The organism is Enterobacter cloacae complex sp. XAL002 (assembly GCF_049236805.1).
In the GTDB taxonomy this organism is placed as follows: domain Bacteria; phylum Pseudomonadota; class Gammaproteobacteria; order Enterobacterales; family Enterobacteriaceae; genus Enterobacter; species Enterobacter intestinihominis.
Genome location: NZ_JBMKJN010000002.1, coordinates 148,925 through 163,886, shown reverse-complemented (window position 1 = coordinate 163,886; position 14,962 = coordinate 148,925). Strand labels below are relative to the sequence as shown.

Genomic DNA, 14,962 nt, shown 5'->3' with positions numbered 1-14,962 from the left:
TCAGGCTCCTCGTGAAATGACAATCACCACCAGCACCGCCAGCTCGATCAGCGCCAGGCGGCGGAACAGCACGGGCACGGCGGCGCTCTGCCAGCCCGGCACCCAGCCCACCGGGTTCAGCCAGTGGCGCAGCTTCAGCACGGCGGCGAAGTTCTCCTTCACCGGCATGGCGAAACCGTGGGCGGTGATGACCATCGACTGCTCGTGTTCGTAGCCGCAGGCCCACGCCGAGCCGCGCGAGCGGGAGGCGAGACGGTCGCGTCTGAAGAACAGCATCAGCACGAACGGCAGGAGCGGCGCGGCAATCAGCAGCAGCGCCATCATCGGCTGGGACACGACGGTATGCGCCGTAGCCAGCGGCAGCGGAATGGCGTGGCCCAGAAGCGGCAGCAGCCACGGCGCGGCAACCCCACCTGCGATACAGCACAGCGCCAGCGCGACCACGCTGGTGGCCATCAGCACCGGGGCGCAACAGGCGTTTTCCGCTTCGCGGGTGCGCGGCGCGCCCAGGAAGGTGACGCCGTAAACCTTCGCCATACACATCACCGCCAGCGCCCCGGTAATCGCCAGCCCAACCGCCAGCAGCGGGCCGAGCAGCCGCGCGATAAACGCGTCGCTCTGGCCGAGCGCGAAGAAGGATTGATAGATCACCCACTCCCCGGCAAAACCGTTCAGCGGCGGCAGCGCGGCCATCGCCATCAGCCCGACCAGCATCGCCAGCGAAATGACGGGCATTTTTTTGCCAATCCCGCCGAGCTTTTCAATATCGCGGTGCCCGGTGCGAAACCAGACGCTGCCCGCGCCGAGGAACAGGGTGCTTTTAAACAGGCTGTGGTTGATAAGGTGATACAGACCGCCAATAAACCCGGCGGCAATCAGCGCCGGCTGGTTGAGCGCCAGCCCGCTGACGCCCGCGCCCATGCCGAGCAGGATGATGCCGATATTCTCCAGGGTGTGGTACGCCAGCAGGCGCTGGATGTTATGCTCCATCAGGGCGTACAGCCCGCCGACAAATGCGGTGATCATCCCGGCAATCAGCAGCGCCACGCCCCACCACAGCGGCGGCTGGCCGCCCGTCAGGGTTATCGTCAGGATGCCGAACAGACCGACCTTCATCACCACGGTGGAGAACAGCGCGGCAGCCGGGGCCGAGGCATTGGCATGCGCCTGCGGCACCCAGCCGTGCAGCGGGATAATCCCGGCCAGCAGGCCAAAACCGACTACGCCCAACAGCCAGACGTCATTCCCCAGCGGCTGGCCGTTAAGCACGGCAAAGTCCAGCGTGCCGAAACGCTGCCACACCAGCCAGCAGGCCAGCGCCAGCAGCAGCGTGCCGAGTCGTCCGAGCGCAAACCACAGCTTGCCGGAGGCGCTGCATCCGGTCAGGAACACGCCGCACAGGGCCATGATTTCAGCCATCACCACCAGCGCGCCGAGGTTGCTGGCGACAACGGTACAGACCGCGGCGGCCATCAACAGGTTGACCAGCAGGCCGTTGGCGTTGGTGTGCTGATGGCGGTGCCAGTCGATATTAAACAGGCTGATAAACAACCCACACAGACCAAAGGTGACCAGCCAGATGGCATTTAGCGGCGTAAGGTCAACGGCGTGGTGGATCAGCGGGATGAGGGTGTCGACGGATTGGCCGTCGATCAGGACAACGCCGCCCGCCGCCAGCGTCATCAGGCTGCCGACCGCTCCGCCGATACCGGCGATCCAGCCGCTCAGCGTTTTATGGAAGGAGAGGAGCAGCGCCAGGACAGCGGCGGTGGCAAACCAGGCCACGCCGCTGGTCATCATAACTATCGCGTTCATTTCGCCCCCTCGTTAAGCGCCCGCAGCAGCGAAAGATCGCCGACGTCAGTATTGATGGTCAGCTCGCGCTTGCGTTTGCTGGTGCGGGCGATGTCGCGAATATTAACCAGAATTAACGCTTTGGTCGGACAGGTGCGCACGCAGGCCGGACCTTGTTCATCGAAGCTGCACAGGTCGCACTTCACCGCGACGGCGCGAATGCCCGGCACCCAGTCGAGCAGCGTGCTCACGCGTGCCGGAGCCGGTGGCGCAGGCGGCGCTTTCGGGGTGTTGGCATTCGCCGGAATATGCAGCGGACGGCTGCCGGAAAACTCAATGGCGCCAAACGGACAGGCGATGCCGCACAGCTTGCAGCTCACGCACAGGCTTTCGTTCAGCTGTACCGCGCCGTCAACGCGGGTGATGGCATTGACGGGACAGACGCCCGCGCATGGCGCGTCTTCACAGTGGTGACAGAGCTGCGGGGCAGACTCTTTCTCATTACGCATGACGCGCAGGCGCGGCATGGACTGTAGCCCGTGCAGGCGGTGTGTTTCCGAGCACGCCGCCTCACAGGTTCGACAGCCAATACAGACCGTCGAGTCAGCAATTACAAAACGGTTCACCGGGTCATCCTCTGGTGATGGTCATTTTTGACGAAAAAAAAACTGTCTTATCGACACTTCTCGACACTCGCTTTTCAGGCCACGTTCGCGGAGGATTTTCCGTCGATCAGCTGTTTCAGGGTGATCGGCTGATCGTGCTCAACGGCAGCGTAGAGTCCGTTATAAACCGGCGCGATTTTCTCCAGATAGTGCTCCAGCACCTGCTGGCGATCGCGGGTGCTGACGTGACCGTCCACCATGCCGTCGGCCATCAGTTGAGCTTTCGCAATACACTGTTTTTCACCCTCTTTTGTCTCAACGTAATACTCAATGGTGTGGCTGTTGAAGCTCTCCGCCAGGGTGACAAAAATCGTGAAGTGACCAAACAACACAAAGCGCATATCCCCCTGCGCCGCGCAGCTCATGGCATGGTGCAGACGGGCTTTTGACAGGGTGATCCCCTGAATCAGAGAGTTGCAGTAGAGGTGCCACTGATCCTGAAGCTGCTGATGACGTTGCGCGATGTAATCCGCTTTTTCGCTAATTTCCCAAATAGTCATAAAAGGTATCCGGTTAATGGAGTTAGCGGCTGTTAAGCAGATTTCGTGCCAGTTTTTAATTGGTTGATTTAAATGATTTTTAACGAGATACGCACTGTCACCGCCGCGGTGTCGACGTGTCATTTCGACAGCGTTGACATCGTCACGCCGTAACGCAAATCAAGCTGGCACTGTTATTGCATTAAAGGGGCAATTCATTAAGGAGGCGTCATGCACGAAATCACCCTCTGCCAGCGGGCACTGGAACTTATCGAACAGCAGGCTGTGCAGAACCATGCGAAGCGCGTGACCGGCGTCTGGCTGAAGGTCGGGGCGTTTTCCTGCGTCGAGACCAGCGCCCTCACCTTCTGTTTTGAGCTGGTGTGCCGCGGCACGCTGGCGGAGGGTTGCGCACTGCATATCGAGGAGCAGCAGGCGGAGTGCTGGTGCGAGCAGTGTCAGCAGTACGTCACGCTGCTGTCATCGAAGGTACAGCGCTGTCCGCAGTGCCAGAGCAGCGGGCTGCGCATCGTGGCGGATGACGGTATGCAGATCCAACGCCTCGAAATCGAGAAGGAGTAATGTATGTGTAGTACCTGCGGTTGCGCTGAAGGCAACCTGTATATAGAAGGGGATGAACACCGCCCCCACTCCGCGTTTCGCTCCGCGCCCTTTTCCCCTGCCCTGCGTCCCGCGGCGGCACTGACCGGCATCACCTTTGCGCCGCAGCGTTCAGACGCGGGCGACCTGCATTACGGCCACGGCGAAGCAGGCACCCACGCGCCGGGCATCAGCCAGCGCGAGATGCTGGAGGTGGAGATCAATGTGCTGGACAAAAATAACCAGCTCGCCGCCCGCAATCGTGCCCGCTTTGCCGCCCGTCAACAGCTGGTACTGAACCTGGTCTCCAGCCCCGGCTCCGGTAAAACCACCCTGCTGACCGAAACCCTTAAACGACTGAATAAACGTGTCTCCTGCGCCGTTATCGAAGGCGATCAGCAAACGGTAAACGACGCGGCGCGCATCCGCGAAACCGGTACGCCCGCGATTCAGGTCAACACCGGCAAGGGCTGCCACCTGGATGCGCAGATGATTGCCGACGCCGCTCCGCGCCTGCCGCTGGCGAACAACGGCATCCTGTTTATTGAAAACGTCGGCAACCTGGTCTGCCCGGCAAGCTTCGACCTCGGCGAGCGGCATAAAGTGGCGGTGCTCTCCGTGACCGAAGGGGAAGACAAGCCGCTGAAGTATCCACATATGTTTGCCGCCGCCTCCCTCATGCTGCTGAACAAAGTCGACCTGCTGCCGTACCTGAATTTCGACGTGTATAAGTGCCTGTCTTACGCCCGGGAAGTGAACCCGGACATTGAGATCCTGCTGGTTTCCGCCACGCGCGGCGACGGGATGGACGCCTGGCTGAACTGGCTGGAGAGCGAACGATGTGCATAGGCGTCCCCGGACAAATTCATTCCATCGTCGGCAATCAGGCCAAAGTGGAGGTCTGCGGCATCCTGCGCGATGTCGATCTGACGCTGGTGGGCAGCCACGATGAGACCGGCGCATCGCGTCTCGGCCAGTGGGTGCTGGTCCACGTGGGGTTTGCCATGAGCGTGATTAATGAGGAAGAAGCACGCGACACGCTGGACGCGCTACAGAATATGTTCGACGTTGAGCCGGACGTGGGTGCCCTGCTGTATGGTGAGGAACGATAACACATGCGTTACGTTGATGAATATCGCGCGCCTGAGCAGGTGTTGCAGCTTATCGATCGCCTGAAAACCCGCGCGTCCCTGCTGGACTACACGAAAGAAAAACCGCTGCGGATCATGGAGGTGTGCGGCGGACACACCCACGCCATCTTCAAATTTGGCCTCGACCAGCTGCTGCCGGAGAACATCGAATTTATCCACGGCCCCGGCTGCCCGGTGTGCGTGCTGCCGATGGGGCGCATCGACAGCTGTCTCGACATCGCCAGCCGCCCCGGTGTGATTTTTTGCACCTTTGGCGACGCCATGCGCGTACCGGGAAAAAATGGCTCGCTGCTCCAGGCGAAGGCGCGCGGCGCGGACGTGCGGATCGTCTACTCACCGATGGATGCCCTTACGCTGGCAGAGGCTAATCCTGAGCGTAAGGTGGTCTTTTTCGGGCTGGGTTTTGAAACCACCATGCCCGCCACCGCTATCACTCTCCAGCAGGCGAAAGCCCGCAACGTCACTAACTTTTACTTTTTCTGCCAGCACATCACGCTTATTCCCACGCTGCGTAGCCTGCTTGAAGCGCCGGACAACGGCATCGACGCCTTCCTGGCACCAGGACACGTCAGCATGGTGATCGGCACAGAAGCCTACGGTTTTATCGCTGAACAGTACAATCGTCCGTTAGTGGTGGCTGGTTTCGAGCCACTTGATCTACTGCAAGGCGTGACCATGCTGGTTGAGCAGAAAATAGCGGCCCTGAGTGTGGTGGAAAATCAGTATCGCCGCGTGGTGCCCGATGCAGGTAACAGACGGGCACAGCAGGCGATAGCCGACGTGTTTAGCGTCGAAGGCGACAGCGAGTGGCGCGGACTGGGGCTGATTGCCGAATCCGGCGTACACCTGACGCCCGCGTATCGCGCCTTCGACGCCGAAGCGCATTTCCGCCCGCAGCCGCAGAAGGTGTGCGACGATCCCCGCGCCCGCTGTGGCGACGTACTCACCGGCAAATGCAAACCTCATCACTGCCCGTTATTTGGCAACGCCTGTAACCCGCAAACCGCGTTTGGCGCGCTGATGGTCTCTTCCGAAGGGGCATGCGCCGCGTGGTATCACTATCGCAACCAGGAGTGTGAAGCATGAACACGGTGGAAATGGCGCACGGAAGCGGTGGACAGGCGATGCAGCAGTTGATTAACAGGCTGTTCATGGAAGCCTTTAACAACCCCTGGCTCGCCGAGCAGGAAGATCAGGCGCGTATTGACCTCGCGGCCCTGACCGCCCACGGCGACAGGCTGGCGTTCTCTACCGACAGCTACGTGATTGACCCACTGTTCTTCCCGGGCGGCGATATCGGCAAGCTCGCCGTCTGCGGCACGGCAAACGACGTGGCCGTCAGCGGCGCGATCCCCCGCTACCTCTCCTGCGGGTTTATCCTCGAAGAAGGGTTACCCATGGAGACGCTCACGGCGGTGGTTAACAGCATGGCGCACACCGCCCGCGAGGCGGGGATCGCCATCGTGACCGGGGATACCAAGGTGGTGCAGCGCGGCGCGGCAGATAAGCTCTTCATTAACACCGCCGGAATGGGGGCGATCCCCGCCGACATTCACTGGGGCGCGCAGCAGCTTTGTGCAGGCGACGTGCTGATTGTCAGCGGCACGCTGGGCTGCCACGGGGCAACCATCCTGAACCTGCGCGAAGGCTTAGGGCTGGATGGCGAGCTGCACAGTGACTGCGCGGTACTCACGCCGCTGATCCAGACGCTGCGCGACATGCCGGGTGTAAAAGCCCTGCGCGACGCCACGCGAGGCGGCGTGAATGCCGTCGTACACGAATTTGCCGCAAGCAGCGGCTGCGGAATTGAACTGACCGAGCGCGGCCTGCCCGTTAAGCCTGCTGTACGCGGGCTGTGCGAGCTATTAGGGCTAGACCCGCTTAACTTTGCCAACGAAGGTAAGCTGGTGATCGGCGTGGAACGCACGGCGGCGGAAGCCGTACTTGAACAACTGCGCGCACATCCCTTAGGGAAAGACGCGGCCATCATCGGCGACGTGGTTGAGCGCAAAGGGGTGCGCCTGACCGGGCTTTACGGCGTGAAGCGCACGCTGGATCTGCCGCACGATGAACCGTTACCCCGAATTTGCTAGACCGCGCCAAAAGCGGTCAGCGCTGAATGTCTCTTTTTTGCCAGTTTCTATTGGAAAGCAATAATGCCGTATACACCGATGAGCGATCTTGGACAGCAGGGCCTGTTTGACATCACGCGCACACTTTTACAACAGCCCGACCTCGGCGCGCTGAGCGATGCCCTGACGCGGCTGGTCAGGCAATCAGCGCTGGCGGACAGCGCCGCCATTGTGCTCTGGCATAGCGCAACCCACCGCGCGAGCTATTTCTCAACGCGTGATAACGGCAAAATCTTCGAATATGAAGATGAAACGTTTCTGGCCCACGGTCCGGTGCGACGTATTCTCTCCCGCCCGGAAGCGCTGCACTGCAATTTTGACCAGTTTCGCCAGGCCTGGCCGAAGCTGGCAGAGAGCAACCTTTACCACCCGTTCGGCCACTACAGCATGCTGCCGCTGGCGGTGGAAGGGCAAATTTTTGGCGGCTGCGAGTTTATCCGTAATAACGACCAGCCCTGGACCGAGGCGGAGTACGAGCGGTTGCATACCTTCACGCAGATTGTGGCCGTCGTGGCAGAGCAGATCCAAAGCCGCGTCACCAATAACGTGGATTACGACCTGTTGAGCCGCGAGCGCGATAATTTCCGCATTCTGGTCGCCATCACCAATGCCGTGCTGTCGCGTCTCGATATGGACGAACTGGTGAGCGAAGTCGCCAAAGAGATCCATCACTATTTCAGGATCGATGCCATCAGCATTGCGCTGCGCGGCAACCGTAAGGGCAAGCTGAACATCTACTCCACCCACTACCTCGACGAAGCTAACCCGGCGCACGAGCAAAGCGAAGTGGACGAAGCGGGAACCCTGTCTGAACGGGTATTTAAAAGCAAAGAGATCCTGCTGTTAAACCTCAGCGAGCAGGATCCGGTAGCGCCCTACGAGCGGATGCTGTTTAACACCTGGGGCAACAAGATCCAGACCCTGTGCCTGCTGCCGCTGATGTCCGGCAACACCATGCTCGGCGTGCTTAAACTGGCGCAGTGCGATGAAGCCGTATTTACCACCGCCAACCTGAAGCTGCTGCGCCAGATCGCCGAACGTATCTCCATTGCGCTGGATAACGCCCTCGCCTATCAGGAGATCCACCGTCTGAAAGAACGGCTGGTGGACGAAAACCTGGCGCTGACCGAGCAGCTCAACAATGTGGACAGCGAGTTTGGCGAAATCATTGGACGCAGCGATGCCATGTACAACATCCTCAAGCAGGTGGAGATGGTGGCGCAGAGCGACAGCACGGTGCTGATCCTCGGTGAAACCGGCACAGGGAAAGAGCTGATTGCCCGGGCGATCCACAACCTGAGCAACCGCAACAGCCGCCGGATGGTGAAGATGAACTGCGCGGCGATGCCTGCGGGCTTACTGGAAAGCGACCTGTTCGGCCACGAGCGCGGCGCGTTTACCGGCGCCAGCAGCCAGCGGCTGGGCCGTTTTGAACTGGCGGATAAAAGCTCATTGTTCCTCGACGAAGTGGGCGATATGCCGCTGGAGCTTCAGCCTAAGCTGCTGCGCGTTTTGCAGGAGCAGGAGTTCGAGCGCCTCGGCAGCAACAAGCTGATCCAGACCGACGTGCGTCTGATTGCCGCCACCAATCGCGATCTGAAAAAAATGGTCGCCGACCGCGAGTTTCGCAGCGATCTTTACTATCGCCTGAACGTCTTCCCGATCTGCCTGCCGCCGCTGCGCGAGCGCCCGGAAGATATTCCGCTGCTGGTGAAAGCCTTTACCGCGAAGATTGCCCGCCGGATGGGACGAAATATCGACAGTATTCCTGCCGAAACGCTACGCACACTCTCGGCGATGGAGTGGCCGGGGAACGTGCGCGAGCTGGAAAACGTCATTGAGCGCGCGGTCCTGCTGACGCGCGGGAACGTGCTCCAGCTCTCCCTGCCAGAGGTTACTCTCTCTGAAACGACCGTGACCGCAACCGAGCTTGCGAAAGAGGGAGAAGATGAATATCAGCTCATTATGCGAGTGCTGAAGGAGACCAACGGCGTGGTAGCCGGACCGAAAGGTGCGGCGCAACGGCTGGGGCTGAAGCGTACCACCCTGCTCTCGCGTATGAAGCGTCTGGGAATCGATAAAGAGAGCCTGAAATAACCCGTCATTCCGTCAGCGGGTACATATCGCTCCCGCGCTGGCGCAGGGATATTTGGTGCTCTTTTTCTGTCTGCCTGCGCCGCACCGTCGCCCTGAGCGTGATTTGTCGTCCACTGCGGCGCTGAGCCGGTTATTTTTTGGGCCGATACTTTTCGGGTAATTCCGGAACCGGACGACGATCGTCGATCAGATGTCGGATGGTCAGAATCGGATGACGCCATAACATACGTGGCCCTGCCCAGCGCATTACCTGCTTCATCTCTTCCCGTCGGGCGGGCTGATAACAGTGCACCGGGCACTGTTTGCAGGCAGGTTTTTCCTCACCAAACACGCATTTATCCAGCCGCTTATCGGCATAAGCCTTAAGCGCCGAATAGTGCCCCTCTTCTTTTATGGCGTGCGGACACCTGTTTTCGTACAGGGCGATCATTCTGGCGATCGTCTTTTTTTCTCGTGAAATACGTTTACCGGACATAACGTCGTCCTCAACAATAAAGTGTATTTATAATACCTTTTTATCCGCACATTTTCAGTTATTGCATTCCGTTTTCTGAAGCGTCCTTCCAGAATTACCCCTCCCCTCGCTGCGTTTTACTGGTATTTTATACAGGTGTAAATAACCGCATTCACCGGAGAGTTTATGCAACAGATCGCGATCGCCAAACCCTATCGGCACTTAAAAGTGGGTTACTTCAGAAAACGTCATGAAGACCGTAAAACGAAAATTCCAAAACGCTACAGCGTACACGCAGCGCTAAGCCTGAAAGGCGACTGGCTTGAACAAGCGGGATTTACCACCAACTCGCAGGTTCGGGTGGGCGTCGAGCACGGAAAAATCATCATTGAATTAATAGCGGAAGATGCCTCGTAAAGTCGTGACTTTTTTCTGCGCCGCACCTTTTTTTCATGCGACAATAGAAGGAACAATCGGCCATTGAGCCGCTCAAAGCGTAATATTTTCAAAGAAATGGATATCATAACTCCATGAGCACAATCGACAATTTCGACGCGCATACGCCGATGATGCAGCAGTACCTGAAGCTGAAGGCACAGCATCCGGAAATTCTGCTGTTTTACCGTATGGGCGATTTTTACGAGCTTTTTTATGACGATGCGAAACGTGCGTCTCAGCTGCTCGACATTTCTCTGACGAAACGTGGCGCGTCGGCAGGCGAGCCCATCCCGATGGCGGGTATCCCGCATCACGCGGTTGAAAACTATCTGGCGAAGCTGGTGAACCAGGGCGAGTCTGTCGCTATCTGCGAACAAATTGGCGACCCGGCCACGTCGAAAGGCCCCGTTGAGCGCAAGGTCGTACGCATCGTGACGCCGGGAACCATCAGCGATGAAGCCCTGCTTCAGGAGCGCCAGGATAACCTGCTGGCGGCGATCTGGCAGGACGGTAAAGGGTTTGGCTACGCCACGCTGGATATCAGCTCCGGTCGTTTTCGCCTGAGTGAACCGGCTGACCGTGAAACCATGGCGGCTGAACTACAGCGCACTAATCCGGCAGAACTGCTTTATGCAGAGGATTTCGCCGAGATGGCGCTGATTGAAGGTCGCCGCGGCCTGCGTCGTCGTCCACTGTGGGAGTTCGAAATTGATACCGCGCGCCAGCAGCTGAACCTGCAATTTGGCACGCGCGATTTGATTGGCTTTGGTGTGGAAAATGCCCCGCGCGGGCTATGTGCCGCAGGCTGCCTGTTGCAGTACGTGAAGGATACGCAGCGTACCGCCCTGCCCCATATCCGTTCAATTACCATGGAGCGTCAGCAGGACAGCATCATCATGGATGCCGCCACGCGCCGCAACCTGGAGATCACGCAGAACCTCGCTGGCGGCATGGAAAATACGCTGGCGTCGGTTCTTGACAGCACGGTTACCCCCATGGGCAGCCGTATGCTCAAACGCTGGCTGCATATGCCGATCCGCAACACCGAAACGCTGATTGGCCGTCAGCAAACCATTGCCGCATTGCAGGATCGTTACACCGAATTGCAGCCGGTGCTGCGTCAGGTGGGTGACCTTGAGCGTATCCTGGCGCGCCTGGCATTGCGTACCGCGCGTCCACGCGATCTCGCCCGTATGCGTCACGCTTTCCAGCAGTTGCCGGAACTGCGCGCCCAGCTGGGAGAGATCGACAGCGCGCCAGTGCAAAAGCTGCGCGAAACCATGGGCGAATTTACCGAGCTTCGCGAACTGCTGGAACGCGCCATCATTGATGCGCCGCCTGTTCTGGTGCGGGATGGCGGGGTTATTGCTCCGGGTTATAACGAAGAGCTGGACGAATGGCGTGCGCTGGCCGATGGCGCGACGGATTATCTGGATAAACTGGAAATCCGCGAGCGTGAACGTCTGGGGCTCGACACCCTGAAAGTCGGCTACAACGCGGTACACGGTTACTATATCCAGATCAGCCGTGGGCAGAGCCACCTGGCACCGATTCACTACGTTCGCCGCCAGACGCTGAAAAATGCCGAGCGCTACATTATTCCCGAGCTGAAAGAGTACGAAGACAAAGTGCTCACGTCGAAAGGTAAAGCGCTGGCGCTGGAGAAACAGCTGTATGACGAGCTGTTCGACATCCTGATGCCGCATCTGGCTGACCTTCAAATGAGCGCCGCTGCGCTGGCCGAGCTGGATGTGCTGGTAAACCTGGCCGAGCGCGCCGAAACGCTGAACTACACCTGTCCAACCTTTACTGACAAGCCCGGCATTCGCATTACCGAAGGTCGCCATCCGGTGGTTGAGCAGGTGCTGAACGAGCCGTTTATTGCCAACCCGTTGAACCTGTCACCGCAGCGAAGGATGCTGATCATTACCGGCCCCAATATGGGCGGTAAAAGTACCTATATGCGCCAGACAGCCCTTATCGCGCTGCTCGCCTACATCGGCAGCTACGTTCCGGCGCAGAAGGTTGAGATTGGCCCTGTCGACCGTATCTTCACCCGTGTGGGTGCGGCGGACGATCTGGCGAGCGGTCGCTCTACCTTTATGGTCGAGATGACCGAAACCGCCAACATTCTGCATAACGCGACAGAGAACAGTCTGGTGTTGATGGACGAAGTAGGACGCGGTACCTCCACCTATGACGGCCTGTCCCTGGCCTGGGCGTGCGCGGAAAGTCTGGCGAATAAAATCAAGGCGCTGACGCTGTTCGCGACGCACTATTTCGAACTGACACAGCTGCCAGAGAAAATGGAAGGCGTGGCTAACGTCCACCTTGATGCGCTTGAGCACGGCGACACCATCGCCTTTATGCACACGGTGCAGGACGGCGCGGCAAGCAAGAGCTCTGGCCTGGCCGGCGCCGCGCTGGCGGGTGTGCCGAAAGAGGTGATTAAGCGCGCGCGTCAGAAATTGCGTGAGCTGGAAAGTTTGTCACCGAATGCGGCAGCTACGCAGATAGATGGTACGCAGATGTCACTGCTGGCGGTGCCGGAAGAGACATCTCCGGCTGTAGAAGCGCTGGAAAATCTCGATCCGGATTCGCTGACGCCGCGTCAGGCGCTGGAGTGGATTTATCGGTTGAAGAGTCTGGTTTAGTTTTCTGCGGTCTTTTTTGCCGGGTGGCGGCTTCGCCTTACCCGGCCTACAAAACCCGTAGGCCCGGTAAGCGTAGCGCCACCGGGCAAAAGACCGCACAATATTAACGCCCGGTAAGCACAGCCGCCTCCGGGCTTTTTATTACAGCAGCGGCGGGATCGTCGGCACCTGCGGTGCCTCATCAATATCCTTCTGCGTCATGCGGAACGCTTCCGGGTAATGCTCACGGCTGGTACGGCGCAGCGGTTCGGTATCGCGCCAGGTATACAGACAGTGCTGACACTGATATACCGTCCAGACACCTTTCACCGGTGATGTTGCCATCACTTCAATATGTTCATCGGCACAACGTGGACAAATCATTTTTTCCTCCTTATTGACGTGCCGCCAGCATCGCGGTCAGTTTTTCGGCCCAGGCTTTGGTTTCAGGGAGATCCTGTACCGGCTGGCTGTAGTGACCACGGTTGTCCGGAGCGACTGGGGTGGTGGCATCAATGATCAGCTTGTCAGTGATCCCCGCCGGGCTGGAGCCGGGGTCAAGCTCCAGCACAGACATATTCGGTAGCTGCACCAGATCGCCAGCCGGATTGACCTTCGATGACAGCGCCCACATCACCTGCGGCAGGTTAAACGGATCGACGTCCTCATCCACCATAATCACCATTTTCACGTAACCCAGACCGTGTGGCGTGGTCATGGCGCGGAGCCCGACCGCACGGGCAAAACCGCCGTATCGTTTTTTGGTGGAGATAATCGCCAGCAGGCCGTGGGTGTACATGGCGTTTACCGCCTGCACTTCCGGGAATTCCGCCTTCAGCTGCTGATAGAGCGGCACGCAGGTAGCGGGCCCCATCAGATAATCAATCTCGGTCCACGGCATCCCCAGGTAGAGAGATTCGAAAATGGGTTTTGTGCGGTAAGAGACTTTATCAATGCGCACGACCGTCATGTTGCGCCCGCCGGAGTAGTGTCCGGTAAACTCACCGAATGGCCCTTCAATCTCACGTTTTCGGCCTTCAATCACCCCTTCCAGGATCACTTCCGACCCCCACGGCACATCAAAACCGGTCAGCGGAGCCGTCGCAATCGGATACGGGCTTTCGCGTAGCGCACCGGCCATCTCATACTCGGATTGATCGTATTTCAGCGGCGTGGCGCCCATCAGGGTGATGATCGGATCGTTACCCAGCGTAATGGCAATAGGCAGGTCTTCGCCGCGCTCTTCTGCCTTATGCAGATGCAGCGCGATATCATGCATCGGCACCGGTTGCAGGCCGAGCTTACGCTTGCCCTTCACTTCCATACGGTAAATCCCGACGTTCTGCTTGCCGAAGTGATCGGGGTCGAGCGGATCGCGGGAGACAACGCACGCTTTATCGAGATAAAAGCCCCCGTCACCGTCGTTCAGGCGGAACAGCGGCAGAATGTCGAACAGGTTGATGTCTTCCCCGTCCACCGTGTTCTGCGCCCAGGCCGGATTTGCACGACGCTCTGGCGAGACGGGGAATTTGTCCCAGCGACGAATAAACTCGTCGATCTGTTTTTTCACCGGGGTATTTGCTGGCAGCCCCATCGAAATAGCGTGGTTTTGCCACGAGCCGATAGTGTTCATCACCACACGGGCATCTGTGAAGCCGCGAATATTATCGAACCACAGCGCAGGCGCACCATCGCCAATGCGTCCGGTAGCGTTGGCGGCGGCCGCTAAATCCGGCTCAGCGTTTACCTCTTCCTCAATTTTCAGCAGTTGCCCTTGCTCATCGAGCGCCTGCAAGAAGCTTCTCAAATCATCAAATGCCATCTTTATTCTCCTGTGAAAAATGTTTCGCTGCCTGCAAACCTTCCCAGCGTCGGGCTTTTTTATGCTCCAGACCAAACTGGTCGAGAACGCGGGTCACGATATGCTGGGTTATGTCATCGGCGGTTTGTGGGTGGTTGTAGTACGCAGGCATAGGCGGCACCATCGCCACGCCCATGCGGGAAAGGGCAAGCATGTTCTCAAGATGGATGGTGCTGAGCGGCGTCTCACGCGGAACCAGCACCAGCTTGCGTCCCTCTTTCAGCACCACGTCTGCCGCACGCCCTACCAGCCCTTCGGCGTAGCCCGCGCGGATACCCGCCAGCGTTTTCATGCTGCACGGAATGACGATCATGCCGTCGGTGCGAAACGAGCCGGAGGAGATGGTGGCAGCCTGATCGGCCGGGCTATGGACGACATCCGCCAGTGCAGCAACGTCATGCGCAGTGAAGGGCGTTTCCAGCTCAATCGTGGTTTTTGCCCACTTCGACATCACCAGATGCGTTTCCACCTCCGGCATTTCCCGCAGCGCCTGCAACAACGCCACGCCTAATGGCGCACCCGTCGCGCCCGTCATTCCCACAATCAATCTCATTCAGCACCTCAATTATTTTGTTCGTATACGAACATATTAACTAAACTACGCCTCGATCCTGCTGCTGACAAGATCGTTCGCATACGATCACACTATTCGCTAAAA

Annotated in this window: 15 protein-coding genes; 8 read left to right on the top strand and 7 right to left on the bottom strand. The window is 58.8% G+C overall.

Annotation, left to right across the window (positions count from 1 at the left end):
• From hycC to hycA, 3 genes are all read right to left on the bottom strand, one after another.
• Positions 1-1,815: a formate hydrogenlyase subunit 3 gene (hycC, locus tag ACOT0L_RS02400; protein WP_126502704.1), complete on the bottom strand. Its 1,815-nt coding sequence runs from the start codon at positions 1,813-1,815 to the stop codon at positions 1-3.
• On the bottom strand, positions 1,812-2,420 hold the full coding sequence (locus tag ACOT0L_RS02395) for a 4Fe-4S dicluster domain-containing protein (protein WP_022649166.1): 609 nt from the start codon (positions 2,418-2,420) through the stop codon (positions 1,812-1,814). The genes hycC and ACOT0L_RS02395 overlap by 4 nt, the downstream gene beginning before the upstream one ends.
• A 74-nt stretch (positions 2,421-2,494) precedes the next feature.
• Positions 2,495-2,959 carry a formate hydrogenlyase regulator HycA gene (hycA, locus tag ACOT0L_RS02390; RefSeq protein WP_126502703.1) on the bottom strand — a complete coding sequence of 155 codons (465 nt, stop codon included), beginning with the start codon at positions 2,957-2,959 and terminating at the stop codon, positions 2,495-2,497.
• A 210-nt stretch (positions 2,960-3,169) separates the two neighbouring features.
• Here hycA and hypA point away from each other — a divergent pair, with 210 nt between their 5' ends.
• The 6 genes from hypA to flhA all read left to right on the top strand — a co-directional run bounded on the left by hypA (position 3,170) and on the right by flhA (position 8,918).
• Positions 3,170-3,520, top strand: coding sequence for a hydrogenase maturation nickel metallochaperone HypA (gene hypA, locus ACOT0L_RS02385; protein WP_022649168.1), 351 nt, complete (start codon positions 3,170-3,172; stop codon positions 3,518-3,520).
• A gap of 3 nt (positions 3,521-3,523) precedes the next feature.
• Entirely contained in the window at positions 3,524-4,387 is an 864-nt protein-coding gene (gene hypB, locus ACOT0L_RS02380; protein WP_421637245.1) for a hydrogenase nickel incorporation protein HypB, read from the top strand.
• Positions 4,378-4,650: a HypC/HybG/HupF family hydrogenase formation chaperone gene (locus ACOT0L_RS02375; RefSeq protein WP_038416593.1), complete on the top strand. Its 273-nt coding sequence runs from the start codon at positions 4,378-4,380 to the stop codon at positions 4,648-4,650. Before hypB ends, ACOT0L_RS02375 begins: the two co-directional genes overlap by 10 nt.
• Positions 4,651-4,653: 3 nt before the next feature.
• A complete protein-coding gene (gene hypD / locus ACOT0L_RS02370; protein ID WP_045308749.1) occupies positions 4,654-5,775 on the top strand; it encodes a hydrogenase formation protein HypD in 1,122 nt (373 codons plus the stop codon).
• The gene (hypE, locus tag ACOT0L_RS02365) at positions 5,772-6,782 is read left to right on the top strand and encodes a hydrogenase expression/formation protein HypE (RefSeq protein WP_126502701.1); all 1,011 of its coding nucleotides are present in this window, start codon (positions 5,772-5,774) and stop codon (positions 6,780-6,782) included. The genes hypD and hypE overlap by 4 nt, the downstream gene beginning before the upstream one ends.
• Positions 6,783-6,845: 63 nt before the next feature.
• Positions 6,846-8,918 (top strand): formate hydrogenlyase transcriptional activator FlhA, encoded by a 2,073-nt coding sequence (gene flhA, locus ACOT0L_RS02360; protein ID WP_126502700.1) that lies wholly within the window; start codon positions 6,846-6,848, stop codon positions 8,916-8,918.
• Positions 8,919-9,048: 130 nt separating this feature from the next.
• Here flhA and ACOT0L_RS02355 read toward each other — a convergent pair whose 3' ends face one another.
• Positions 9,049-9,393: a nitrous oxide-stimulated promoter family protein gene (locus tag ACOT0L_RS02355; protein WP_022649174.1), complete on the bottom strand. Its 345-nt coding sequence runs from the start codon at positions 9,391-9,393 to the stop codon at positions 9,049-9,051.
• Between the two features lie 165 nt (positions 9,394-9,558).
• On the opposite strand from ACOT0L_RS02355, the gene ACOT0L_RS02350 reads away from it, so the two are divergent.
• Positions 9,559-9,789 carry a SymE family type I addiction module toxin gene (locus tag ACOT0L_RS02350; protein WP_022649175.1) on the top strand — a complete coding sequence of 77 codons (231 nt, stop codon included), beginning with the start codon at positions 9,559-9,561 and terminating at the stop codon, positions 9,787-9,789.
• A 113-nt stretch (positions 9,790-9,902) separates the two neighbouring features.
• Positions 9,903-12,464, top strand: coding sequence for a DNA mismatch repair protein MutS (mutS, locus tag ACOT0L_RS02345; RefSeq protein WP_421637244.1), 2,562 nt, complete (start codon positions 9,903-9,905; stop codon positions 12,462-12,464).
• Positions 12,465-12,605: 141 nt separating this feature from the next.
• Here the strand turns inward: mutS and ACOT0L_RS02340 are convergent, their stop codons facing one another.
• From ACOT0L_RS02340 to ACOT0L_RS02330, 3 genes are read right to left on the bottom strand one after another with little or no spacing between them, the layout of a single operon-like run.
• On the bottom strand, positions 12,606-12,827 hold the full coding sequence (locus ACOT0L_RS02340) for a non-oxidative hydroxyarylic acid decarboxylases subunit D (RefSeq protein WP_003862116.1): 222 nt from the start codon (positions 12,825-12,827) through the stop codon (positions 12,606-12,608).
• A 10-nt stretch (positions 12,828-12,837) separates the two neighbouring features.
• A complete protein-coding gene (locus ACOT0L_RS02335; protein WP_023298476.1) occupies positions 12,838-14,265 on the bottom strand; it encodes a non-oxidative hydroxyarylic acid decarboxylases subunit C in 1,428 nt (475 codons plus the stop codon).
• Complete coding sequence (locus ACOT0L_RS02330; RefSeq protein WP_003862111.1) at positions 14,255-14,857, bottom strand: non-oxidative hydroxyarylic acid decarboxylases subunit B; 603 nt, start codon at positions 14,855-14,857, stop codon at positions 14,255-14,257. The genes ACOT0L_RS02335 and ACOT0L_RS02330 overlap by 11 nt, the downstream gene beginning before the upstream one ends.
• Positions 14,858-14,962 lie beyond the last annotated feature (105 nt).

What these genes read in the sequence shown, in the direction of transcription:
- ACOT0L_RS02335 (WP_023298476.1), bottom strand. Translation starts at nt 14,265, where the DNA reads ATGGCATTTGATGATTTGAGAAGCTTCTTGCAGGCGCTCGATGAGCAA.
- hycC (WP_126502704.1), bottom strand. Translation starts at nt 1,815, where the DNA reads ATGAACGCGATAGTTATGATGACCAGCGGCGTGGCCTGGTTTGCCACC.
- ACOT0L_RS02330 (WP_003862111.1), bottom strand. Translation starts at nt 14,857, where the DNA reads ATGAGATTGATTGTGGGAATGACGGGCGCGACGGGTGCGCCATTAGGC.
- hycA (WP_126502703.1), bottom strand. Translation starts at nt 2,959, where the DNA reads ATGACTATTTGGGAAATTAGCGAAAAAGCGGATTACATCGCGCAACGT.
- ACOT0L_RS02355 (WP_022649174.1), bottom strand. Translation starts at nt 9,393, where the DNA reads ATGTCCGGTAAACGTATTTCACGAGAAAAAAAGACGATCGCCAGAATG.
- hypB (WP_421637245.1), top strand. Translation starts at nt 3,524, where the DNA reads ATGTGTAGTACCTGCGGTTGCGCTGAAGGCAACCTGTATATAGAAGGG.
- ACOT0L_RS02340 (WP_003862116.1), bottom strand. Translation starts at nt 12,827, where the DNA reads ATGATTTGTCCACGTTGTGCCGATGAACATATTGAAGTGATGGCAACA.
- hypA (WP_022649168.1), top strand. Translation starts at nt 3,170, where the DNA reads ATGCACGAAATCACCCTCTGCCAGCGGGCACTGGAACTTATCGAACAG.
- ACOT0L_RS02350 (WP_022649175.1), top strand. Translation starts at nt 9,559, where the DNA reads ATGCAACAGATCGCGATCGCCAAACCCTATCGGCACTTAAAAGTGGGT.
- mutS (WP_421637244.1), top strand. Translation starts at nt 9,903, where the DNA reads ATGAGCACAATCGACAATTTCGACGCGCATACGCCGATGATGCAGCAG.
- hypD (WP_045308749.1), top strand. Translation starts at nt 4,654, where the DNA reads ATGCGTTACGTTGATGAATATCGCGCGCCTGAGCAGGTGTTGCAGCTT.
- hypE (WP_126502701.1), top strand. Translation starts at nt 5,772, where the DNA reads ATGAACACGGTGGAAATGGCGCACGGAAGCGGTGGACAGGCGATGCAG.
- ACOT0L_RS02375 (WP_038416593.1), top strand. Translation starts at nt 4,378, where the DNA reads ATGTGCATAGGCGTCCCCGGACAAATTCATTCCATCGTCGGCAATCAG.
- flhA (WP_126502700.1), top strand. Translation starts at nt 6,846, where the DNA reads ATGCCGTATACACCGATGAGCGATCTTGGACAGCAGGGCCTGTTTGAC.